At 58.2% G+C, this 23707-nt stretch carries 22 protein-coding genes and 2 tRNA genes; 16 read left to right on the plus strand and 8 right to left on the minus strand.

All coding sequences use genetic code 11. From position 1 onward, the window contains the following. Positions 1-250: 250 nt before the first annotated feature. Together N018_RS14725 and N018_RS14730 are read left to right on the plus strand one after the other, a co-directional pair. Positions 251-610, plus strand: a complete 360-nt coding sequence (locus N018_RS14725) for a response regulator (RefSeq protein WP_024646932.1) — start codon at positions 251-253, stop codon at positions 608-610. After that, on the plus strand, positions 603-1919 hold the full coding sequence (locus N018_RS14730; RefSeq protein WP_025390078.1) for a glycosyltransferase: 1317 nt from the start codon (positions 603-605) through the stop codon (positions 1917-1919). The genes N018_RS14725 and N018_RS14730 overlap by 8 nt, the downstream gene beginning before the upstream one ends. Here N018_RS14730 and cobF read toward each other — a convergent pair. Continuing rightward, complete coding sequence (cobF, locus tag N018_RS14735; RefSeq protein ID WP_025390079.1) at positions 1916-2674, minus strand: precorrin-6A synthase (deacetylating); 759 nt, start codon at positions 2672-2674, stop codon at positions 1916-1918. The two genes, N018_RS14730 and cobF, sit on opposite strands and share 4 nt — an antisense overlap. Before the next feature lie 131 nt (positions 2675-2805). On the opposite strand from cobF, the gene N018_RS14740 reads away from it, so the two are divergent. From N018_RS14740 to N018_RS14775, 8 genes are all read left to right on the plus strand, one after another. Continuing rightward, entirely contained in the window at positions 2806-3711 is a 906-nt protein-coding gene (locus N018_RS14740) for an AraC family transcriptional regulator (protein WP_024646929.1), read from the plus strand. Between the two features lie 241 nt (positions 3712-3952). Continuing rightward, on the plus strand, positions 3953-5275 hold the full coding sequence (locus N018_RS14745; RefSeq protein ID WP_024646928.1) for an ABC transporter substrate-binding protein: 1323 nt from the start codon (positions 3953-3955) through the stop codon (positions 5273-5275). Between the two features lie 87 nt (positions 5276-5362). Next, entirely contained in the window at positions 5363-6295 is a 933-nt protein-coding gene (locus tag N018_RS14750; protein WP_024646927.1) for a carbohydrate ABC transporter permease, read from the plus strand. Positions 6296-6305: 10 nt separating this feature from the next. Continuing rightward, a complete protein-coding gene (locus tag N018_RS14755) occupies positions 6306-7139 on the plus strand; it encodes a carbohydrate ABC transporter permease (protein ID WP_024646926.1) in 834 nt (277 codons plus the stop codon). Between the two features lie 31 nt (positions 7140-7170). After that, a complete protein-coding gene (locus tag N018_RS14760) occupies positions 7171-8277 on the plus strand; it encodes an ABC transporter ATP-binding protein (protein WP_024646925.1) in 1107 nt (368 codons plus the stop codon). Between the two features lie 33 nt (positions 8278-8310). Then, on the plus strand, positions 8311-9792 hold the full coding sequence (locus N018_RS14765; RefSeq protein WP_024646924.1) for a mannitol dehydrogenase family protein: 1482 nt from the start codon (positions 8311-8313) through the stop codon (positions 9790-9792). Positions 9793-9802: 10 nt separating this feature from the next. Further along, positions 9803-11299: a xylulokinase gene (xylB, locus tag N018_RS14770; RefSeq protein WP_025390080.1), complete on the plus strand. Its 1497-nt coding sequence runs from the start codon at positions 9803-9805 to the stop codon at positions 11297-11299. 24 nt (positions 11300-11323) lie between these two features. After that, the gene (locus N018_RS14775; RefSeq protein ID WP_025390081.1) at positions 11324-12262 is read left to right on the plus strand and encodes a carbohydrate kinase family protein; all 939 of its coding nucleotides are present in this window, start codon (positions 11324-11326) and stop codon (positions 12260-12262) included. 186 nt (positions 12263-12448) lie between these two features. On the opposite strand, the gene N018_RS14780 is transcribed toward N018_RS14775, so the two are convergent. Then, positions 12449-13003 carry a hypothetical protein gene (locus N018_RS14780; RefSeq protein ID WP_025390082.1) on the minus strand — a complete coding sequence of 185 codons (555 nt, stop codon included), beginning with the start codon at positions 13001-13003 and terminating at the stop codon, positions 12449-12451. Between the two features lie 185 nt (positions 13004-13188). Continuing rightward, complete coding sequence (locus N018_RS14785; RefSeq protein WP_025390083.1) at positions 13189-16098, minus strand: EAL domain-containing protein; 2910 nt, start codon at positions 16096-16098, stop codon at positions 13189-13191. Positions 16099-16365: 267 nt separating this feature from the next. On the opposite strand from N018_RS14785, the gene N018_RS14790 reads away from it, so the two are divergent. The 4 genes from N018_RS14790 to N018_RS28300 all read left to right on the plus strand — a co-directional run bounded on the left by N018_RS14790 (position 16366) and on the right by N018_RS28300 (position 19469). Continuing rightward, positions 16366-17430 carry an NAD(P)-dependent alcohol dehydrogenase gene (locus tag N018_RS14790; RefSeq protein ID WP_025390084.1) on the plus strand — a complete coding sequence of 355 codons (1065 nt, stop codon included), beginning with the start codon at positions 16366-16368 and terminating at the stop codon, positions 17428-17430. Between the two features lie 312 nt (positions 17431-17742). Then, positions 17743-18105: an NUDIX hydrolase gene (locus N018_RS14795; protein ID WP_025390085.1), complete on the plus strand. Its 363-nt coding sequence runs from the start codon at positions 17743-17745 to the stop codon at positions 18103-18105. 123 nt (positions 18106-18228) lie between these two features. Next, on the plus strand, positions 18229-19290 hold the full coding sequence (locus N018_RS14800) for an SDR family oxidoreductase (protein ID WP_025390086.1): 1062 nt from the start codon (positions 18229-18231) through the stop codon (positions 19288-19290). 56 nt (positions 19291-19346) lie between these two features. Then, complete coding sequence (locus N018_RS28300) at positions 19347-19469, plus strand: hypothetical protein (protein WP_267872183.1); 123 nt, start codon at positions 19347-19349, stop codon at positions 19467-19469. 115 nt (positions 19470-19584) lie between these two features. Here the strand turns inward: N018_RS28300 and N018_RS14805 are convergent. Together N018_RS14805 and N018_RS14810 are read right to left on the minus strand one after the other, a co-directional pair. Further along, positions 19585-19661 (minus strand) — tRNA-Val (locus tag N018_RS14805). A gap of 166 nt (positions 19662-19827) precedes the next feature. Continuing rightward, positions 19828-19904: transfer RNA gene (locus N018_RS14810), tRNA-Val, on the minus strand. Positions 19905-20087: 183 nt separating this feature from the next. Here N018_RS14810 and N018_RS14815 point away from each other — a divergent pair. Further along, positions 20088-21371: an NAD(P)/FAD-dependent oxidoreductase gene (locus N018_RS14815; RefSeq protein ID WP_025390087.1), complete on the plus strand. Its 1284-nt coding sequence runs from the start codon at positions 20088-20090 to the stop codon at positions 21369-21371. A 55-nt stretch (positions 21372-21426) separates the two neighbouring features. Here N018_RS14815 and N018_RS14820 read toward each other — a convergent pair whose 3' ends face one another. Further along, on the minus strand, positions 21427-22122 hold the full coding sequence (locus N018_RS14820) for a peptidase C39 family protein (RefSeq protein ID WP_025390088.1): 696 nt from the start codon (positions 22120-22122) through the stop codon (positions 21427-21429). Between the two features lie 219 nt (positions 22123-22341). Between N018_RS14820 and N018_RS28135 the strand changes: the two genes are divergently transcribed. Continuing rightward, positions 22342-22521, plus strand: a complete 180-nt coding sequence (locus N018_RS28135; RefSeq protein ID WP_024643921.1) for a hypothetical protein — start codon at positions 22342-22344, stop codon at positions 22519-22521. A gap of 106 nt (positions 22522-22627) precedes the next feature. Here N018_RS28135 and N018_RS14830 read toward each other — a convergent pair whose 3' ends face one another. After that, complete coding sequence (locus N018_RS14830; RefSeq protein WP_025390089.1) at positions 22628-23389, minus strand: TerC family protein; 762 nt, start codon at positions 23387-23389, stop codon at positions 22628-22630. A gap of 34 nt (positions 23390-23423) precedes the next feature. Further along, entirely contained in the window at positions 23424-23666 is a 243-nt protein-coding gene (locus N018_RS14835) for a hypothetical protein (protein ID WP_024644492.1), read from the minus strand. Positions 23667-23707 lie beyond the last annotated feature (41 nt).

Below are 23707 nucleotides of genomic sequence, written 5' to 3' on the forward strand. Positions count from 1 at the left end.
TGAAATTTCACACATAAATCGGCGATAAGCACGCCGACGTCTGTGCGCTTGTCACATGGACCCCAAATTGCAGTCGCGATTCCCGGTATTTGTTCACCCATTGAACTTCTTTACCGCTTTTACTTACTGATACATAGACTTTATAAAATGCTGACAGGCCGACTTGGCTATGCTGAGTTGATGAAGCAGGATGCATGGCATTCAGCGCTGTTTGCGTGACAACCCCATTCAAGGCTTTAAGGAGTTAACCATGCCGGACGCTGCGAGCACCATTCTTGTGGTCGAAGACGACGCCATTGTGCGCATGCTGATTGTCGACGTGCTCGAAGAGCTGGAGTACACCGTGCTTGAGGCCGAAGACGCGACCTCTGCGCTGGAGTTGGTGACAGATCCCGGCAATCGCATCGATCTGCTGATGACCGACCAGGGGTTGCCTGACATGAAGGGCACGGTGCTGGCTAAAAAAGTCATCGAGCTGCGCCCGGAGCTGCCTGTACTGTTCGCCAGCGGCTACTCCGAAAACATCGACGTTCCACCCGGCATGCACTCTATCGGCAAGCCGTTCTCTATCGACCAGTTGCGCGACAAGGTAAAAAGCATTCTTGTCTAGTCTCGACGCTGCGCCTGCCCTCTCCCGCGAAGACACAAAAAACCGGCTGCTGATTATCGGCTATGTCTGGCCCGAGCCGCGCTCGTCGGCGGCCAGCGGGCACATGATGCAGCTGATCCAGTGCTTTCTCGAACATGACTGGCAAATCACCTTCGCCAGCCCTGCCACAGAAGGCGAGCACCGCGCCGACCTGGTCAGCCTCGGCATTAGCGAGGTGCGGATAGCCCTTAACTGCAGCACTTTTGACACGTTTGTGGCCGGGTTGCAGCCACACGTCGTGCTGTTCGATCAGTTCATGATCGAGGAGCAGTTTGGCTGGCGCGTCGAACAGCAGTGCCCGGATGCCCTGCGCATTCTGGAAACTTCGGATTTTCAGAGCCTGCGTCACGCAAGGCATCAGATGCTCAAAGACCGGCCCGACGATCTTCCGGGCCTTTTTGCAGCATCAGCAAGCGACCTGTTTGCGCAGATTGCCGCCAGCGACCTGGCACAGCGCGAGGTCGCCTCGCTGTATCGCTGCGACCTCAACCTGATGACGTCGGACGTGGAAATCGAGCTGCTGACCGGTCAGTTCGGGCTTGCGGCCTCGCTGCTGCACTGGTGCCCGCTGATGATCAATGCTGTGCCTGACCACGCCAGGCCGTTCGATGAGCGTGCGCACTTCCTGAGCATCGGCAATTTTCGCCACGCGCCTAACTGGGACGCGGTGCTGTGGATGAAAACAGCTATCTGGCCGCTGATCAGAAAACAACTTCCCGACGCTCAATTGCATATCTATGGTGCCTATACGCCGCCAAAAGCGACCGCACTGCACAATGCGGCACAGGGCTTCCACATCATGCAGTGGGCTGAAGATGCGCTGCAGGTCATGTCGCAGGCACGCGTCTGTCTGGCCCCTTTGCGCTTTGGTGCCGGGATCAAAGGCAAATTCATGGACGCCATGCTCTGCGGCACACCGTCAGTGACCACACCCATCGGTTCGGAAGCCATGAGCGGCGGCCTGCCGTGGCCCGGTGCAATCGCCAGCGATCCGGCGCAGATCGCCGCTGCGGCAGTTCAGCTCTATCGCAACCGCACGCTGTGGCTGGAGGCGCAGCGTGCGGGTTGGGTGCTGTTGCAAGCGCGCTATAGGCAACAGCAGCACAGCGCCAGCCTTATGGAGCGCATAGAGATCCTGCGCAGTAATTTGCCCGCCCATCGACTGGCCAACTTCACTGGCGCGATGCTTCGGCATCACCACCATAAAAGCACCAAATACATGGCGCAATGGATTGAAGCCAAGAATCGCCACAAGGATGAAGGTATCTAGACAGGTTTGCGTAGCAAATACGTATCCATGATCCAACCCTTGCGACTGCGGGCCTCGGCGCGCAGTCGCTTGATCTGTTCACAGACGTCATCGAGCCTGCCGGCAACCAGTATTTCATCCGGCGTGCCCAGATAGGCGCCCCAGTAAATGTCCAGCCCCTGCCCGACATGACGCTCGAAACTGCACTGTGCGTCGAGCATCACCACTACATTTCCTGGCGCGTCATCAGGCATGCTCGCCAGGCGTCGGCCGGTGGTAATGAGGATCGACTCACCAATCCGGTTGAGCGGTACACGATGCCTGGCCACCAGGGCCTGGACGCTGGTGATGCCGGGAATCACCTGATAATCGAATGCCTCGTTGCCGCGCGCCAGTACCCGATCAAGGATACGCAGCGTGCTGTCGTACAACGACGGATCGCCCCACACCAGAAATGCGCCGACCTGCTGCGCCTTCAGCTCATCACCGATAAGCCGTTCGAATAACGCGGCGCGCTGCTCATGCCAGTGCTCGATGCCCCGCTCATAGACATCCGGATCGTTTTCGCGCCTGGGGTCCTGAACCTGGACGATCCGGTAGCGCTGATGAGTGATATATCGCTCACAGACCGCCTTGCGCAGCTGCAAGAGCTCGTCGTCGACATAGCCCTTGTCGAGCACGAAGATCACCTCGGCGCGATTCAGGGCGTTGATCGCCTGCACGGTAATCTGCTCGGGATCACCGGCGCCCATGCCAATCAGAAGGATCTGTTTCATCGAGCGAAAAATTCCCGTGTGGCCAGTCAGGTCGAGCGCCTGATCGTAGGCGATTTTTCGCTGGCGATGACGCACTGAAGCAAAAAATCAGGCACATTACCGCTCTGGCAATTGCTGAAAACGACGACGCCATGAATAAAACAACAAGAATCGCCGACCCCTCCTACGAGCTGATGGACGACCACAACGGCCTGTCGATCATCTATCGCGAGCATGGTTTCCCCTGCCCGCTGGTGCGCTGGCATTTCCACAAGGAATACGAACTGCACCTGATTGTTGCCAGCTCTGGCAAGGTGTTCGTCGGCGATTACATCGGTAACTTCAATCCCGCCAGCCTGTTTCTGACCGGTCCCAACCTGCCGCACAACTGGATCAGTCAGGTCGACGAGGGCCAAGTGGTGCCCAAGCGCGACATGCTGGTCAACTTTACCGATGAATTGCTGGAAAGCGGCAATCAGGTGTTTGCCGAACTCAGAACCCTCACCCCATTGCTGGAGCGCGCCCGCTATGGGATCGAATTCCGCTGCAAGCGCACGATTCGTCAGGCGATGAAGCAGATGCAGAAAATTGCCGACTCAAGCGGCGTCACGCGCCTTGGGCACTTTTTCATTCTGCTTGAGCTGCTGGCAGCCAGCGACGACTACCAGTTGCTGTCGGGCACGGCCGTCTCGCACACCGCAGACGAACACAGTGTCGACCGCACCAACCGCGCCGTGGACTATATTTTCGCCCATTACAGCCGGGAACTGCCGCTTGAGGAAGTGGCTGACTATCTGGGCATGAAACCCACCTACTTTTCCAGAGTGTTCAAGCAGGCCACCGGGCGCTGCTTCGTGGAGTTCGTCAACCGGTTACGCATCAGCAAGTCCTGCGAGCTGCTGGCAGATGGCGACAAGCCGGTGACGGACGTGTGCTTCGAATCGGGTTTCAACAACATTTCCAACTTCAACCGGCGCTTTCAGCAGCTCAAGGGCATGACGCCTTCGCACTATCGGCGCCTCGCCGTACAACGCCTGACCGAGCAAAACCTGTACTGATTTGCCCCCCGCCGCGCAATCTTCGTCTACGCTGCAATTGCCTCAAAGCTTGCCCAAGGGCGATTGCGCTGCATCGCCTCTGAACAGCCTTGTGCAAAAAAGTATCAGCCAGAGTGCGGTGCAGGATTTGTCTTTCAGGCTGAACGCCGTTGTAATCAGTCCACATCTTCCTCACCTCCGGAAGAGAAAAAAACAATAACCATCCTTCTACTGCTCACTGGGCGTGGAAGAGGAGTGATCAATGAAAACCTCAGCAAAACTTCTGCTCGCCAGTTCCGTCCTCAGCACTTGCTTCGTGTTCAGTGGCAGCGCCACTGCGGGGACCGTGACCATTGCCACGGTCAACAACAGCGACATGATTCGCATGCAGCGCCTCTCCAAGACCTTTGAAGAAAAGCACCCCGACATCAAGCTCAACTGGGTGGTGCTGGAAGAGAACGTCCTGCGCCAACGCCTGACCACCGACATTGCCACCAAGGGCGGCCAGTTCGACGTACTGACCATCGGCATGTACGAAGCCTCACTCTGGGGCCAGAAAGGCTGGTTGCAGGAAATGAAGGACTTGCCAGCCAGTTATGAGCTGGACGACGTCTTCCCGTCGGTGCGTGACGGCCTGTCGGTGGACGGCAAACTGTTCGCCCTGCCGTTTTACGCCGAAGCATCGATCACCTATTACCGCACCGACCTTTTCAAAGCAGCCGGCCTGACCATGCCGGAACGCCCGACGTGGACGCAGATAGCCGAATATGCGGGCAAACTGACCGATAAGTCCAAGGAACAGTACGGCCTCTGCCTGCGTGGCAAAGCGGGCTGGGGCGAGAACATGGCGCTGATCACCACACTGGCCAACGCTTATGGCGGACGCTGGTTCGATGAGCAGTGGAAGCCGCAGTTCGATCAGCCGGAATGGAAGAACGCACTGACCTATTACGTCGATACCCTGAAGCAGTCCGGCCCGCCGGGCGCCTCCAGCAACGGTTTCAACGAAAACCTCGCGCTGTTCAACAGCGGCAAGTGTGCGATCTGGGTAGACGCCAGCGTCGCCGGCTCGTTTGTCACCGACAAGAAGCAAAGCAAGGTGGCTGACAGCGTAGGCTTCACCTACGCCCCGCACGAAGTGACCGACAAGGGCTCATCGTGGCTGTATTCATGGTCGCTGGCGATCCCGACCAGCGCCAAAAATGCGAAAGATGCTGCCGAATTCACTCAGTGGGCCACCTCGAAAGAGTACGCCAAACTGGTAGCCGACACCGACGGCGTGTCCAACGTACCGCCAGGCACTCGCGCTTCGACCTACACCGATGAGTACAAGAAAGCCGCACCGTTCGCCAACATCACGCTGGAGTCGTTGAAGAAGGCTGATCCCAAGTCGCCAACGCTCAAGCCAGTGCCTTATGTCGGTATTCAACTGGTCACCATCCCTGAGTTCCAGGCCATCGGCACCAGTGTCGGCCAGCAGTTCTCTGCCGCACTGATCGGCCAGTCCACTGTTGAAAAATCCTTGGCAAATGCGCAGACCGCCACCGAGCGGGATATGAAACGGGCGGGTTACCCGAAGAAGTAAACGCCCTGAATCAGGGCGCAGGCTGCGGCTTGCGTCCTGTCGCTCATCTGCGCAACACCTTTGGTGCAATCCGGTTCGGAGCTCCCCATGACTACCTCAGCCACTCCTGAACGCACGGACCTGTCCGGCGATCAGCCCCCGCTCAAACATCATCGGTTCAAACCAGGCTGGTTTTTGGTCAGCCCCTCCGTCGCACTGCTGCTGATCTGGATGATCGTGCCACTGGGCATGACCATCTATTTCTCGCTGATCCGTTACAACCTGCTGTCCCCCGGCGAAAACGAGTTTGTCGGGCTGGAGAACTTTCAGTATTTCGTCACTGACAGCGGCTTTTTGCCCGGTGCCGGTAATACCTTGCTGCTGGTCGGTAGCGTACTGGCGATCAGCGTGATCCTCGGTGTGCTGATTTCGGCGCTGCTGGAAGCCAGCGAGTTTTTTGGTCGCGGCATCGTTCGCGTACTGCTGATCTCGCCGTTCTTCATCATGCCGACGGTCAGCGCGCTGATCTGGAAAAACCTGATCTTTCATCCGGTCTCCGGCGTGCTGGCGGCGGTGTGGAAGTTCTTCGGCGCCGAACCGATTGACTGGTTCGCGCATTATCCGATGCTGTCGATCATTATTATTGTGTCCTGGCAGTGGCTGCCGTTCGCCATCCTGATCCTGATGACCGCCATGCAGTCGCTGGATCAGGAACAGAAAGAAGCGGCGCGCCTCGACGGTGCCGGTCCGATCGCGATCTTCTGGCACCTGACCCTGCCGCACCTGGCCCGCCCTATCGCGGTAGTGGTGATGATCGAGACGATCTTCCTGCTCTCGGTGTTCGCGGAGATCTTTACCACCACCAATGGCGGGCCGGGTTTTGCCTCGACCAACCTGGCGTACCTGATCTACATCCAGGCACTGCTGCAGTTCGACGTCGGCATGGCCTCGGCGGGCGGGCTTATCGCCGTCGTCATTGCCAACATCGCGGCGATCATCCTGATCCGGATGATCGGCAAAAACCTCACCGACAAGTCATGAGGACCTTGCCATGATGACCCTCAAGCAATCACGCCGCGTGCAAAGCCTGCTGCTCGGGACCCTGTCCTGGGTGATCGCTGCGCTGGTGTTCTTCCCGATCTTCTGGATGGTGCTGACCAGCTTCAAGACCGAGATCGACGCGTTTGCCACACCGCCGCAACTGTTCTTCACGCCGACGCTGGAGAACTACCTGCACATTCAGGAGCGCAGCGATTACTTTCACTTTGCCTGGAACTCAGTGCTGATTTCCTTCAGCGCTACCGTTTTGGCCATGTTGATCGCCATTCCTGCCGCCTATTCCATGGCGTTCTTCGAGACCAAACGCACCAAGCGCACTCTGTTGTGGATGCTCTCGACCAAGATGCTGCCGCCGGTGGGCGTGCTGATGCCGATCTACCTGCTGGCCAAGACCTTTGGCCTGCTGGATTCAAGGCTGGCGTTGATCATCATCTATACGCTGATCAACCTGCCGATTGTCGTCTGGATGATTTACACCTACTTCAAGGACATTCCCGGCGAAATCCTCGAAGCCTCGCGGCTGGACGGGGCCAGCACCCGCCAGGAAATCTTTCGTGTGCTGATGCCAATCTGCAAGGGTGGCCTGGCCTCCACGGCACTGCTGTCGCTGATCCTGTGCTGGAACGAGGCGTTCTGGTCACTGAACCTTACCTCGTCCGCTGCTGCGCCGCTGACCGCACTGATCGCTTCCTACTCCAGCCCTGAAGGGTTGTTCTGGGCCAAGCTCTCAGCGGTATCGACCCTGGCGTGCGCACCCATCCTGATTTTCGGCTGGATCAGTCAGAAACAACTGGTTCGTGGCCTGTCGTTCGGCGCTGTCAAATAGCCCCGGCCCAAAGAATAAAAAGGAGTCCACCATGGCTAACCTCAGCATCAGAAACCTGCAAAAAGGCTTTGATGGTCATCAGATCATCAAGGGCATCGATCTGGATGTGAAAGACCGGGAATTCGTGGTCTTTGTCGGCCCGTCGGGTTGTGGCAAATCCACCCTGCTGCGGCTGATCGCCGGGCTTGAAGAAGTGACCTCCGGCACCATCGAACTCGATGGCCGCGACATTACTCAGGTAACCCCGGCCAAACGCGATCTGGCGATGGTGTTTCAGACCTACGCGCTGTATCCGCACATGACGGTCGGCAAGAACCTATCGTTCGCGCTGGACCTGGCCGGCGGTGACAAGGCCGAGATCAAGAAAAAAGTCGACGAAGCCGCACGCATTCTGGAACTCGGCCCGTTGCTGGAGCGCAAGCCCAAACAATTGTCCGGCGGCCAGCGGCAGCGCGTGGCCATCGGGCGGGCGATTGTGCGCAACCCGAAGATTTTCCTGTTCGACGAACCGCTGTCCAACCTTGACGCCGCGCTGCGCGTGCAGACCCGTCTGGAGCTGTCACGGCTGCACAAGGAGTTGCAGGCGACCATGATCTACGTCACCCACGATCAGGTCGAAGCCATGACGCTGGCCGACAAGGTGGTGGTACTCAATGGTGGCAAGGTCGAACAGGTCGGCTCGCCGCTGGAGCTGTATCACCATCCGGCCAACCTGTTCGTGGCCGGCTTCCTCGGCACGCCGAAGATGGGCTTCCTCAAGGGCATGATCAGCCGGGTCGGCAGCGACGACTGCGAAGTCGAGCTGGATGCAGGCACGCGCATCAGCCTGCCGGTCAATGGTGCAGGCCGAAGTCTCGGCGATGCCGTCACGCTGGGCATTCGTCCGGAACACCTGAACCTGGCGCAGGACGGCGATTGCCAGTTGCAGGTCATCGCTGATGTCAGCGAACGCCTTGGCAGTGACACGTACTGCCACGTACGCACCCGCTCCGGCGAGCCGCTGACCCTGCGCATCCGTGGCGATCTGGCCAGCCAGTACGGCGAGACGCTGAATCTGCATCTGGATAGCGCCCAATGCCACCTGTTCGACGCCCAAGGCCTGGTGATCGCCAAAGCCTTGCAGACTGTTGCCGCCTGAGTTCCGGAGAACCTCGTCATGTCCGCTCAACACATCAAGCTGAACAAAAACAATCTGTCACAGCTGGACGCTGATATTGCCCTGCCCACCTACGCCGTCGAAGACACTCGCCAGGGCATTGCCCATATTGGTGTCGGCGGTTTCCACCGCGCGCACCAGGCGTTTTACACCGATGCGCTAATGAACAGTGGCGAAGGTCTGGACTGGAGCATCTGCGGGGTCGGCCTGCGACCTGAAGACCGTGCCGTGCGCGATGCGCTGGCAGAACAGGACTACCTGTACACGCTCTACGAGCTGGGCGACACACCAGACACCGAAACCCGCATCATTGCCTCGATCAGCGGCATGCTGCTGGCCGAAGACAGCCCGCAGGCGCTGATCGACAAGCTGGCCAGTGCGGAAATCCGCATTGTTTCGCTGACCATCACCGAAGGCGGTTATTGCATTGACGACAGCAACGGCCAGTTCATGGCCCATCTGCCGCAAATCCAGCATGACCTGACCCACCCGGAGCAGCCGAAGACCGTATTCGGTTTCCTCTGCGCAGCACTGGCGCGTCGCCGCGCCGAAGGTACGCCAGCCTTTACCGTGATGTCCTGCGATAACCTGCCGCACAATGGCGCGGTGGCGCGCAAGGCGTTGCTAACCTTCGCGGCCTTGCGCGATGCCGGGCTGCACGACTGGATCGCTGCCAACGTCAAATTCCCCAACGCCATGGTCGACCGCATCACCCCGATGACCAGTGCTGCCCATCGCCAGCAACTGGCCAATGACAAGCACATCGACGATGCCTGGCCGGTGGTCTGCGAGCCGTTCGTGCAATGGGTGCTGGAAGACAAGTTCGTCAGCGGCCGACCTGCCTGGGAGAAAGTCGGTGTGCAGTTCACCGACGACGTGACGCCCTACGAAGACATGAAGATCAAACTGCTCAATGGCAGCCACCTGGCCCTGACCTACCTGGGTTTTCTGAAGGGCTATCGTTTCGTGCACGAGACCATGAACGATCCGTTGTTCGTGCGTTACATCCGCGCCTACATGGACCTGGATGTCACCCCGCAACTGGCCTCGGTGCCTGGCATTGATCTGGAAGGCTACAAGGACACGCTGATCGAGCGTTTTTCCAATCAGGCGATTGCCGACCAGTTGGAGCGGGTCTGTTCGGACGGCTCGTCGAAATTTCCCAAATTCACCATTCCGACCATCAACCGGCTGATCGTCGATCAGGGCAATGTCGAGCGCGCTTCGTTGGTTGTGGCTGCCTGGGCGCTGTATCTGAAGGGCGTCGACGAAAACGGCGCGGTCTACAAGATTCCCGACCCGCGTGCCGAGTTCTGCCAGGCCCTGGTGGCCGATGATGCGTTGATTACCCAGCGCCTGTTACAGGTCGAAGAAATATTCGGCCTGGCCATTCCTCAATCTGCCGAGTTTGTGGCAGCGTTCGAGCAGAATCTCCATGACCTGCGCGAACTGGGTGTGAGCGGTACTCTGGAAAAACTTCTGGCCCACAGCCTCTGAGGGACTCGCCATGTTTCTTGGAATCGATTGCGGGACCCAGGGCACCAAAGCGCTGGTACTGGACGCCGAAAACGGCAAGGTGCTGGGTGAAGGCTCGGCGCCGCACAGCCTGATCAGTGAAGCTAACGGCCGCCGCGAACAAGACGTGCAGCAATGGCTGGGTGCGCTACAGCAGGCGGTGCGCGAGGCGTTGACGCTGGCCGACGTTTCCGGGCAACAGATTCAAGGCATCGGCGTATCCGGCCAGCAGCACGGGCTGGTGCTGCTCGACGATCACGGGCTGGTGCTGCGCCCGGCCAAACTGTGGTGCGACACCGAGTCTGCACCGGAAAACCAGCGTTTGCTGGATTACCTGGGCGGCGCGCAGGGCTCGCTGCAACGCCTCGGCCTGGTTATTGCGCCGGGCTACACCGTGTCCAAGCTGTTATGGACCAAGGAACAGCATCCTCAGGTGTTCGAAAGCATCGACAAGGTTCTGCTGCCGCACGACTACCTCAATTACTGGCTTACCGGGCGCGCCTGCACTGAATACGGCGACGCATCCGGCACCGGCTATTTCAACGTCCGTACCCGCGAATGGGACCTGCCACTGTTGGCGCACATCGACCCGAGCGGGCGACTGGGCAAGGCACTGCCTCACTTGCTTCAGGCCGACGAACCGGTTGGCACGCTGCTTCCCGAGATCGCCGAACTCCTGGGCTTGAACCCTGAGGCTCTGGTGTCCAGCGGTGGTGGCGACAACATGATGGGCGCAATCGGCACCGGCAATATCCAGCCTGGGCTGATCACCATGAGCCTCGGCTCGTCCGGCACGGTGTACGCCTACGCCGACGAGGCGCGGGTCAGCGAACACGAGTCAGTGGCCACATTCTGTTCATCATCAGGCGGCTGGCTGCCGCTGATCTGCACCATGAACCTGACCAACGCGACCACGGCCATTCGCGAGCTGTTCGCGATGGATATCAAGGGCTTCAATCAGGCGGTCGCCCAGTCTCCAATCGGCGCCGAAGGCGTGCTGATGCTGCCGTTCCTCAACGGTGAACGCGTCCCTGCCCTACCCGACGCCACTGGTAGCATCGTCGGGCTGGACAGCACCAACCTGACTCAGGCCAATCTGAGCCGCGCGGTGGTCGAGGGCACGACGTTCGGTCTGCGTTACGGGCTGGACCTGTTGCGTAACAGCGGTATCAGAAGCGAAAAAATCCGGCTCATCGGCGGCGGCTCCAAAAGTGCGGTGTGGCGGCAGATCGTTGCCGATATCATGGACACGCCGGTGATCTGTACCGATCATTCAGAAGCAGCGGCGCTGGGCGCAGCGATCCAGGCGGCGTGGTGCGTAGCGAAGGCCACTGGCGACACGCAAAGCCTGCAACAGCTGTGCGAACGTTGCGTCAGCCTTGATCAAAGCAGCGAAACCCAGCCGATTGCGCAGCATGTGACGGCCTACCAGCAGGTCTATCAGCGTTACCTGGCGCAGCTACACCCGGTACAGCCACGCGAAGTTTGAACCCTGTTTTTTCATGGAGCACTTATGTTTCTGGTTTGCGGCGAAGCACTGTTCGATATTTTCACCCGTCCTGACAACGGCGGCTCCCTCAACAGGCTGGGATTCGACGCGATTGCCGGTGGTTCACCGTTCAACGTCGCCATCGGCCTGCGTCGCCTGGGCGTGGAGACAGGTCTATTTGCCGGTCTGTCCACCGACTACCTGGGCCGTCGCCTGCGTGCGGTGCTGGAGCAGGAAACGGTCGCGCCCGATCACCTGATCGATTTTGACGCGCCGACCACGCTGGCCATGGTTGCGGTGGGCAACGATGGCTCGCCGACCTACAGCTTTCGTGGCGACGGTTGCGCCGACCGACAATTGCGCCTTGAGCACCTGCCTGCACTTGACGAGCATGTGCGCGGGATTCACGTGGGTTCGTTCTCGCTGGTGGTGCAGCCGATTGCCGACACGCTGCTGGCACTGGTCGCTCGGGAAAGCGCAACGCGACTGATCTCGCTCGACCCCAACGTGCGCCTCAACCCGGCGCCGGACATTCAGCGCTGGCGTACGCAGGTTGCAGCGTTTGCCGAACACGCTCACCTGATCAAGGTCAGCGACGAAGACCTGCACCTGCTGTATCCGGACAGTGATCCTCAGCAACTGGCAGAAGGCTGGCTGGGCAAACGGACACAACTGGTGATCGTTACCCGAGGCACGCAGGGTGCCAGCGTGTTCACCCGCCAGCACGGCACTTGGTCGGTGCCGGCGAAAACCGTGGTAACTGCAGATACCGTGGGCGCAGGCGATACATTTCAGGCCGCGCTGCTGACCTTTTTGAGTGAACGCCAACTGGACACGCCAGAAGGTCTGGTCACGCTGTCAAGGGAGCTGCTGGATGAGATGCTGAATTTTGCCGTCGCTGCGGCGGCGCTGACCTGCACCAAGGTAGGCCCGGACCTGCCCTATCGGCATCAGTTGGGGTGAAGTGTTGCAGGGGCCAGGGCCATACATCCGCATCAGCTGCGGTGTATGGTCCATAGCCTTCGTGAGCAGGCTCACTGCCACACAGTTTGAGTACTTACCTGTATGGAAGTGACAAGGCGGCGATACGCGTTGCTCACCAAGGGGTCGTGACGGGCGCCAGACAGACAACCGAGCAAACTGCCTCGGTCAAGCCACCATCCCGGCCTTGATGCCTCTGATGCGCGTGTTGATATCATCCGCCACATCGTTCTGCTTGTCCTTGAGTGCGTCCTGGACTTTCTGGTCAATCGCCAGTTGGTCCTGAGGCGCCATGGCGTCGTAGTCTTTCCGGCTGATGCCGGTCAGTTTCTCGCGCACTTTCTCTTCGGCAGTCTGCTTCAGAGAGTCCATGAATTTTTGTTCTACCGAATCCGTCGACCCTGTATCAGTGGTGCTGGCAGCGTTAGCCACAGAACCAATGAAACCGTTGTCACGATCACCCGTCTTCTCCGACAGTGAGGTATCACCGGCAGATTTGAGGTTGATCATCATGCGGGCGAAAGATTCGTTGTAACCGCTGTTGTCCTGCTTGCTGTCTTGCGACGTCGAATCGCTGATTTGCTGAGTAACCGGTGCCGTACCTGAGGTCAGGCCAGCGGCGGCGACTGCGCTGAAAGCGTCCTGAGACACCTCGTTAACAGTCTTGCGCCCGACGACCGCTCGGGAGACCAACTGCTCAAGCGCATTTGTGCCAATAATCATCTTTCACCTCCTGATGAACATGCTGCGCAGGTTCAAAAGCAAGTCCGGTGCCAAGTACGCATTAGCGTTCCAAGCTGTTGATTTTTATAGAACCGCCTAAAGCGCCCCGACTATGCACCGTCAACAAAACAGCGAGTCATTGCCGTCTGCGGCGGTGGTTTGCCTCTGTGGCAGCGGCAAGCTCCTCAGGAACTGGCCTCTGACTTGCCGCTTGCGACGTGTAGCTTTAAGCCCAACTGCTCCATCGGCACGGGAGCCGAAAAGTAGTAACCCTGGGCCTGCGCCGCGCCGATCTCGCGTAACAGCTCAAGCGTTTCCACGTCCTCGACGCCCTCGGCAACCACCGTCAGATCCAGCGATTCGGCCATGCGCACAATGGCGCGGACGATGGCACGGCTGCGCACGCTGGAGACCAGGCCAAGGATGAACGATTTGTCGATTTTCAAGCCGCTGAAATGGTACTGGTGCACATAGCTGAGGGATGAAAAACCGGCGCCGAAGTCATCCAGAATGACCGACATGCCCTTATCCGCCAACTGCTTCATGGACAGACGTGCCTGATCGGGATCGGCGACCAGCGCACCTTCGGTCAGCTCCAGACACAGCCTTGCGGGCACAACATCGTGCTCGGCAAGCATGGCCAATACCTCGGCAGCGAAGGCCGGCCGGGTAATGCTGTAGCTGGAGCAGTTCACATGCACGGGTGGCCAGTCGCTGTTCTCGGGCTGGGCGAGGATGGTGATGACCCGCTTGAGCATGTACAGGTCAAGGCGACCAATCAGGCGCAGCCCCTCAAGCGCAGGCAGGAAACTTTCCGGCGCAATGATTCGTCCATCCGGCTGCCGCCAGCGGATCAGCGCTTCCAGCGCGCGCAGCTCACCGGTAGTGGTGCAGACCACCGGTTGAAAATACGGGATCAACTGATCCGTGCACGTCAACGCCGTGCGCAACGCACCCTCTTGTTCGACTTGATCCAGCACTTCACGACGCAACGCCTGATTGAACACCGCGAAGCTGTCGCGACCGCCATTCTTGACCCGGTACATGGCGGTATCCGCATCACGCAACAGATCGGCGGGCTCCTGATGAAACTGGCTGTCAGCGCCCACCACACCGATGCTGCACGAAGAAAACACTGTGTGTTCATCAATCACAAACGGCTGTTCAAAGGCGGTCAGTATCCGCTGGGCGATATCCATGCCCACCTGCAGCGCGGCATTGATACCCAGCACGGCAAACTCGTCACCGCCCAGCCTGGCCAGAATATCGCCTTCGCGCATGCAGCTGCGCAATCGCTCGGCGGCTTGAATCAGCAGGATATCGCCACAGTGATGCCCGAGGCTGTCGTTGATCATCTTGAAGCGGTCCAGATCGATGAACATGACAATCAGTTGCCGGTCATGATCGCAAAAGTCTTGCCACCCCTGCTTCAGGCGCTGCTGCAGCTGGCTGCGGTTCGGTAGTCCGGTCAATGAATCATGGGAGTTCTCGTACTGGAGCCTGGCATTGGCCTGATCCAGTTCGCGGGTGCGGTCGCGTACTCTTGCTTCGAGCTGCAGATTGACCGTGTGGATTGCCTGGGCGGCGCTGCGCCGGGAGAGCGCGGTATCGATGTGGCGGGAAACGAACGTCAGCAGTTCCTGATCGCGCAGCGTATAGCTGACCGACTTGGAATAGCTCTGCACCACCAGCACGCCCCGCACATCGTCGCCGTCGAACAACGGGATACCGAGCCAGGAAGACGAGCGGCCGGACTTTCTCTGCACTTCTATTTCGCCCTGGCGCTCCAGCTTGCGGGCATTCTCGTAATCGATCAGGCACGGCCGCCGCTGACCGATCACGTACTCGGTAAACCCCCGCTGCCCGCGCCGCGAACGTGGAGGCGTGAGCTGGTACTCGTCGATGTAGTACGGGAACGTGACTTCGCCCGTCGAGCTGTCGTAAAGCGCAATGTAGAAGTTGAGTGCAACCAACAGCTCGCCGACGATCATGTGCAGGCTGCGAAACAGCTCGTTCATGTCCCCGGGCTGGCTGGAAAGCTCGGCGATGCGAAACAGCGCGCGCTGCAAATGCTCGGCGCGCTCCCGATCCTGCACTTCCTGCCTGAGTGCGTCATTGACGGCCGACAGCTGCTGGGTGCGCAGCATGACGGTCTGCTCCAAGTCGGTACGGCGTAACAGCCTGTCCAGTGCCATCGCCATGTGTCGCGAAACCACAGAAAACAAAGCGCGGTCGGGCGAGCTGTAGACCCGGGACACGTCATAAACCTGCATTGCAACCATACCGAAGACTTCATCCGAAGCGTTTTTCAGCGGCGCGCCCATCCAGAACTCGGGACGACGGCCAACGCAGAAAAAACGCCCTTGGCTCTGCGCCAGTTCAATACAGGAAGCCCCGAGAAGCAAAGGTTCTCCAGTGATCAGGACATGGCCGGTGAGCGATACCCGATTGACGTCGAGAAACTCGTATGCCTCCGGTGCCAGCGCCTCGCCATCGAAACGGTCGATGTAACAGGGGTAGGTGATCCTCCCGCTTTGTCGATCATAGAGCGCGACATAAAAATTCTCGGCGTCAATCAACGTAGCCAGTTGCTCGTGAATCCCTTGCAGAAAAGCGCCGCGATCCAGCGTGGAACTGGCCAGCAGGCTGATCTCGTAGAGCACACGTTGAGTGTGCTGAGACCGGACCAGCGCGGCCGTCTGTAGCAATGAACCCAACTGGACAGCCAGGTCATTCAATAGCAGATTCTCACCTTCGGAAACTGGCGCCAGGACCCACCCCAACACGCTCTCGCCCTTTCCAGCAACGCGGCAATGCAACTGCCTTTCCGCACAAAACGGGTCAAAGTTTTCGAACGGGATATGGGCGGGCCAGTCCGCCTGCTCGTCGCCGTGCCCCAGCAGGCATTTCTGGTCACCGGCAGAGTACGCGGCCCAGGCAATGCCGGGGATGAGCATACGCGTCGCATTCAGCAGCGCCTCGATGCCAACCTGATCGGAAAACCTGACATGACTGTCGACCGTCGTGACGCGAAAATCGGATGCGTCGCTCACCGAGCGCGGAACCGTGGCCGTGGCCAGATGATTGACTGTCATGAAAACACCATGTAAGTGGTCCGACGAGGGTCATATACAACAGTCATGACCAAAAGTTACAAGCGGGTCGTGACATTGTTACAAAGTTCAATGTTTTTTGGCAGCGCAGTGTGAGTGCTGCAACTCAAGCGTGTGACGCAGGGCACCTGGCAAAGCACTCATTCAAGGGGCCGCCGGTCAGATTTCACGGTTTCACAGGGCTCGAAACGAAAATGCCCGGCTCTACTATGCTGACGTGCACTATCCACTACTGAAAAGGAGACACCAATGGTCAAGACTTACAGTTACGCAGCGCAGTCCGCCAAAGACGTACTCAGGCCTTATCAGTTCGAACGGCGCGCCCCGGGTGCCGACGATGTGCAGATCGATATTCTTTATTGCGGTGTGTGCCACTCCGACCTTCACACCGCGCGCAACGAATGGCACAACACACTTTATCCGTCCGTCCCGGGCCACGAAATAGTTGGTCGTATCACGGCCGTCGGTGCCAACGTAAAGACATTCAAGGTGGGCGACCTGGCGGGTGTCGGCTGCATGGTCGACAGTTGCCAGCAATGCGCATCCTGCGCCGAGGGTGAAGAACAGTACTGCGAGAGCGGCTTTACCGGCACTTACAATGGCCCGGTATTCGGCGGCGAAAATACCTACGGTGGTTACTCCGACAAGATCGTGGTCAAAGAGAAGTTCGTGCTGCGCATCTCTCACGATGCCAATCTGGCCGCAGTAGCGCCTTTGCTGTGCGCAGGCATTACCACCTACTCGCCGCTGCGCCACTGGAAAGTCGGCCCCGGCAAGAAAGTCGGCATCGTCGGGCTGGGCGGTCTGGGTCATATGGGCGTCAAGATTGCCCACGCCATGGGTGCTCATGTGGTGTTGTTCACTACCTCGCCGGACAAACGCGCAGACGGTCTGCGTCTGGGCGCAGACGAAGTGGTGGTATCGAAGGATCCAGAGCAAATGGCGACTCAGGCCAACAGCCTGGACTTTATCCTCAACACCGTCGCAGCGCCCCATGACCTTGATGCGTTTCTGGCACTGCTCAAGCGCGACGGCACCATGACCCTGGTCGGTGCTCCAGCCGAGCCACACCCGTCTCCGGCAGTCTTCAACCTGATTTTCAAGCGTCGCAGCCTGGCCGGCTCGCTGATCGGCGGCATTCAGGAAACCCAGGAAATGCTCGATTTCTGTGCCGAACACGGCATCGTCTCCGATATTGAAGAGATTGCCATGCAGGACATCAACGAAGCCTACGAGCGCATGTTGAAAGGCGATGTCAAATATCGCTTCGTTATCGACATGGCGAGCCTGAAGAAAGAAGCTTCAGCGGCCTGATCCTGACTAAGGCGTCATGGAGTTCTGTTGCCATGGACGGCAATTCGCAAAAATCCTTCCGTACGTCGCAACGTGGGAACTGAAGCCCTGCGTTTACCCACTGACACGCCATACTTGCAGCTTATTGTGCAATCCGAAGAAAGCGTTCACAAACCGCCAGTTTTGTACTGAAGGTCAGGCATCAGACTTAACGCCTATTTAAATGAACTTTTTATTACAGTTTAGTGACTACTGTTGACTGCCCTTGGGTCTCAAGTTCACAAAGTCTCTGCAGATATTGATTGCAATGGACGTTTAACGGGCGAACGGAATATGAAACAACGAGCGACAGTTATCTGCGAACGCGATGGTCAGATCCTCTACGTGCGCAAACCGAAATCCAGATGGGCGTTGCCTGGCGGCAAAATCGAATCCGGGGAAACACCAGCTCAGGCGGCCATGCGCGAGTTGTGTGAAGAAACAGGCCTGGAAAACCTCGACCTGTCCTACCTCGCCGTATACGAGAAAGACCAGGTTACCCACTACGTCTTCATGACGCAGGTGCCCAGCTCTATCGAAGCGTCACCGCAGAACGAAATTTCCGCCTGCAAGTGGCTGGCGCCGAAGAATCTCGGCGACCTGAAGGCCAGCAAGGCGACTAAAACCATCGTCAAATCACACGCTCGACAGGGCTGAGACCTTTCCAGGAAAGCGCTTACTCAAGGGAGTATCAGGACGATTGGATTGAACGGTATGGCCTCAAGCTGTTCCTAGACAGCACGACGGTTCATCACATTCACCCCGTCTCAGGAGAACTCCATGACTCAAACCGCCCTGGTTGTTGGCGCAAGTGGCATTGTCGGCAGCGCGATCACACAGTTGTTGCTTGAAAACAATTGGCAGGTCGCCGCCCTCTCCCGTAACCCGTCCACTGTGCCCGGCGTGACTCCGGTGGCTGCGGACCTTCAGAACCCGGCGTCTGTGAACGCGGCCCTGGCTGATCTGAAACCCACCCACGTATTCATCACTACCTGGTCGCGTCAGGCTACCGAAGCAGAGAATATTCGCGTCAATTCGGCGATGGTGCGTAACGTACTGGACGCCCTGCGCGCGGCGGGAAGCGTGCAGCATGTGGCACTGGTCACCGGCCTCAAGCATTACCTTGGCCCCTTCGAGGCTTATGGCAAGGGCACGCTGCCACAGACGCCATTTCGCGAAAGCCAGCCACGCCTCGACATCGAAAACTTTTACTACGCGCAGGAAGATGAAGTCTTCGCCGCTGCGGAACAGGATGGTTTTACCTGGAGCGTGCATCGCCCGCATACCGTGACAGGTGTTGCAGTCGGTAATGCGATGAATATGGCGACCACCCTCGCCGTCTACGCCTCGATCTGCAAAGCCACCGGCCGTCCTTTTGTGTTCCCCGGCTCGCGCGTGCAGTGGGACAGCCTGACGGACATGACCGACGCGCGTCAGCTGGCGAAACAACAGTTATGGGCTGCCACGACTCCTGCTGCCGCCAATCAGGCGTTCAACATCACTAACGGTGATGTGTTTCGCTGGAGCTGGATGTGGGGCCAGATCGCCGAGTACTTCGGCGTGGAGCCGGCGGCCTTCCCGGACCAGCCAGCCTTGCTGGAAACCCAGATGGCCAATGACCAGGCCGCGTGGACTGATATCGTCCGTGAGCATCAGCTCAAGGAAGCAGATATCAACAGACTGATTTCGCCGTGGCACACCGATGCTGACCTTGGCCGCCCGATTGAAGTGGTCACGGACATGTCGAAAAGTCGCAAACTGGGCTTTACGGCATTCGAGGCGAGTGATGACGCGTTTATCAAGGTGTTTGAACAGCTGCGTCGTGATCGGCTGATTCCTTGAGGGGCGTAACGCTCCGCGTCGTACAGCGGCTTTGCGTTGTCAGTTGAACCAAGGTCATGCCCCTGACCATCGTGCCGACGCTCTGCGTCGGCATGCAGTTCGTGACGCTCCGCGTCACATATCGGTTCTTCGACTTTGCCGGGTACCTTCGCGAAAGCGCTTTTATCCATGTGCAGTGATAACGGGCACAGCATGACATCGTGCCGCGACGGCTATTGGCACGAAAATCTTCAACAAAAAAGGGTCAACCTTTCGGTTGACCCTTTTTTTACCGCCCAGCAGAGCGGATTTGTTTGGTAGGCGCGATTGGACTCGAACCAACGACCCCCACCATGTCAAGGTGGTGCTCTAACCAACTGAGCTACGTGCCTGCTGTGGGTCGGCATTTTACGGATATTCGAATACCTGTCAAATGCTTTTTCGCAGTAACTCTATGAATAGCCAAAAATTTTATTCCTGGCTTTCGCCAAAAACAATAAAAAAGGGCGACCCTTCCGGGTCGCCCTTTTCTCACCGCCCAGCAGAGCGGATTTTGTCTGGTAGGCGCGATTGGACTCGAACCAACGACCCCCACCATGTCAAGGTGGTGCTCTAACCAACTGAGCTACGTGCCTGCTGTGGGTCGGCATTTTACGGATATGGAAATGCCTGTCAATCTGTTTCTTGTGCTAACCCTATGAATTAAAGCGGTTTTTGTAGATTGGTTGATGACCGCTTTTTTCGCCTCAAGCTGGCAGTGCCTGGCCATCTCGGGTAGGATCGGCAGCATCGTCAAGAATATTAAACGGAGTCTCAGGATGGCGAACACGCCCTATCCGCAGTCCTACTACGCTGCTTCCGCCAATCCCGCACCGGAACGCCCCGCGTTGCAAGGTGAGGTCGAGACTGATGTCTGCGTGATTGGCGCTGGCTATACAGGCTTGTCCAGTGCCCTGTTCCTGCTGGAAAACGGATTTCGGGTGACCGTGCTGGAAGCGGCCAAGGTCGGGTTTGGTGCATCGGGTCGCAACGGCGGGCAGATCGTCAACAGCTACAGCCGTGATATCGACGTGATCGAGCGCACTGTCGGCCCGCGCCAGTCGCAATTGCTGGGGCAGATGGCCTTCGAAGGCGCCTCCATTATCCGTGATCGGGTTTCACGCTATGGCATCCAGTGCGACCTGAAGGACGGCGGCGTGTTTGCAGCCCTGACCGGCAAGCAACTGGCGCATCTGGAAGCGCAGCAACGTCTCTGGGAGCGTTATGGCCACAGCAAGCTGGAATTGATGGACAAGCGTCGCATCAATGAAGTCGTTGCCTGTGATCAATACATAGGCGGCTTGCTGGACATGACCGGCGGCCATATTCACCCGCTCAATCTGGCGCTAGGCGAAGCGGCTGCCGTCGAGACCCTGGGTGGCACGATTTACGAGCAGTCGGCGGCGATTCGTATCGAGCGCGGTGCCAACCCGGTGGTGCATACCGCGCAGGGCAAGGTCCGGGCGAAGTTCATTATCGTGGCGGGCAACGCCTATCTGGGCAATCTGGTGCCGGAGCTGGCAGCTAAATCGATGCCTTGCGGCACTCAGGTGATTACCACCGAGCCGTTGAGCGATGAGCTGGCCAAAACGCTTTTGCCTCAGGACTATTGCGTCGAAGACTGCAATTACCTGCTTGATTACTACCGCCTCAGCGCTGACAAGCGCCTGATCTTTGGTGGCGGTGTGGTGTATGGCGCGCGCGATCCGGCCAACATTGAGGCGATTATCCGACCGAAGATGATCAAGGCGTTCCCGCAGCTCAAGAACGTGAAGATCGACTACGCCTGGACCGGCAATTTCCTGCTGACCCTGTCTCGCCTGCCACAAGTGGGAAGGCTGGGCGAAAATATCTATTATTCGCAGGGCTGCAGTGGCCATGGTGTGACCTACACGCACCTGGCTGGCAAGGTGCTGGCCGAAGCATTGCGTGGCCAGGCCGAGCGGTTCGATGCGTTCGCCGACCTGCCCCACTATCCATTTCCCGGCGGCCAGATGCTGCGCACCCCACTTACCGCGCTGGGTGCCTGGTACTACAGTCTGCGAGATAAACTGGGTTTCTGAAAAGCACAAAAAACGGCACCTCATGGGTGCCGTTTTTGTCACTGCCGCGTTGATTTCATTTAACGCCGCGTGCAAGTGTTTTCTTCGCTTCGCCTGCTGCCTGTTCCTGACCGGCCTTCGCCAGCGCATCGGCCGCCTGTACCCAGCGCTGCTGATCGACATGGGCTGGTAGCTGACGAGGCGACTGAACCAGCACTGCCCAACTGCCCGCGTCTTTCCAGGCGGACGTGAAGCTGCTGAAGCTCATCGAATGGCGACGATCCATACCGACATTGAGCAATACCGTCTCCTTGACCCGGTTGTAACCGATCAGAACGGCATAACGCGGACCTTTCCAGAACGCAGAACCCTGGGCCACCCGCAGCATCACCGGGTACCCCGCGGAGACCTGAGCCAGCAAGTCCTGCAGTTCGCCGTCAAGCGGATAAACCATGAAGCCGTATTCGCGCGCGACCTTTTGCAGGTTCTGCTCAAGGCGATCTTCGGCACCTGGCAATTGCAGCGGCTTGTCGAGCAAGCCAGGCGTGGTCTGCACCTGCTGATTGGCCAGCATGCTCGCCAGTACCATCGGGCCGCTCTGATAGGCGTTGCCCCGGAAGAACGGTACAGACGTCAGTTCAACCCGGTCCGGGAGGCGTTTCATCTCGGGCGTGACCATCGAGCTGCACCCGGCCAGGCCAAGAACAAGCGTACAGGCAAGCCAGTAACGTTTGAATGCAGTGGAACTGGAAAAAATAGACACAGACAGCATGTTCACTCACTTCAACTGATATGGGGCAACCCGCGACCCGATCCGGGCTCTGATCATAGAGCGGTCAGGGTTGCCGGTATAGCGCCGCGCGGTAGTCTGTTCAATGCATTAGAGCAAATCGGTCGTAGCGAGACGCCGTTTGTCACTCAAACCGAAACATGCCCCGTACTAGACTGTCAATTATTCAGACCGTGAAAAAAGCAGGATGTGGAGGCATTTATGAGCCTGGGACTGACAATCGTAATGTTGATTGCTTCGTGGCTTGCCGTATCGAGCGCCATGCTCTGGGGAGTCATGCGCGTTTCACGTCGCCACCCTCCGCGCAGTATCAAACCCATTGCGCTGCAAAAGCCGGACCTCACAGAGCATGTCAAAGGTCAACCTGCGGCAGCCAGCTGAGCGCTGCTGGCAGGCTTCCGAGAAACACAGTTATTCAAACAATGCCCTGAATGCAAAACGGTCGACCCAGTTGCCTGGGTCGACCGTTTTTTCCATCTGTTTCTTATCAGTTCGCTGACAACTTCGCGGCAGCGGCCTTCCTGCGTCGTGCTCTGCGTACCAGCATGTTCAGACCTTCAATGGCAGCCGAGAACGTCATGGCCGCATAGATGTAGCCTTTAGGAACATGGGCGCCAAAGCCTTCGGCGATCAGCGTCATACCGATCATGATCAGGAAACCCAGTGCCAGCATGACCACTGTAGGGTTGTCGTTGATGAACTTCGCCAGCGGGTTGGCAGCGACCAGCATCACCACCACAGCACTCACTACAGCGATGATCATGATCGGCAAGTGCTCGGTCATGCCCACGGCGGTGATGATACTGTCGATGGAGAACACCAGGTCCAGCATCAGGATCTGCACGATTGCCGCACCCATGCTCAACGCCACTACCGAACCCAGGGCTTTCTCTTCGTCAGTCTTGACGTCCATGCTGTGGTGGATTTCCGTGGTCGCTTTCCAGACCAGGAACAGACCACCGGCGATCAGAATCATGTCTTTCCATGAGAACGCCTGACCAAACACCTCGAACACAGGCTCAGTCAGTTGCACGATATAAGCTACGGTGCTGAGCAGGCCCAGGCGCATGACCAGCGCCATGCCAATACCCAGTTTGCGGGCTTTTTCCCGCTGATTTTCCGGGAGTTTGTTGGTAATGATCGAGATGAAGATCAGGTTATCGATACCCAACACTATTTCCATCACCACCAATGTCGCCAAGGCAATCCAGGCTGCCGGACTTGTCGCGAGTTCCAAAAGGTATTCCATAGATCACTGCCCCGCCTGAGCCAATAGTTATGCGTTAGATTTCTTTGTGGGACTTGCTTTCGGTTTCAGCCTTGTTTGGTGGCGCTTCAAGAATGGAAAGTTCCTGTCTGGCCTCATCCAGCGCGTTGTTGGCCGCCTGATGTGTTTCTTCAATTGTCTGTTTTGCAGCCTCTGCGGCGCTATCAAGCGCCCGCTTGGTAGACGACTCTATCTGATCGCATCCTGCCACTACCAGTAGCGAGCCGCTCAGCAGTACCGCGTAAATGGATGTTTTCATGAGTTTCTCTCGATATTCAAGACCGGATATTCCGTGAGGAC

The sequence above is a fragment of the Pseudomonas syringae CC1557 genome (genome assembly GCF_000452705.1).
Classification (GTDB): Bacteria; Pseudomonadota; Gammaproteobacteria; order Pseudomonadales; family Pseudomonadaceae; genus Aquipseudomonas; species Aquipseudomonas syringae_F.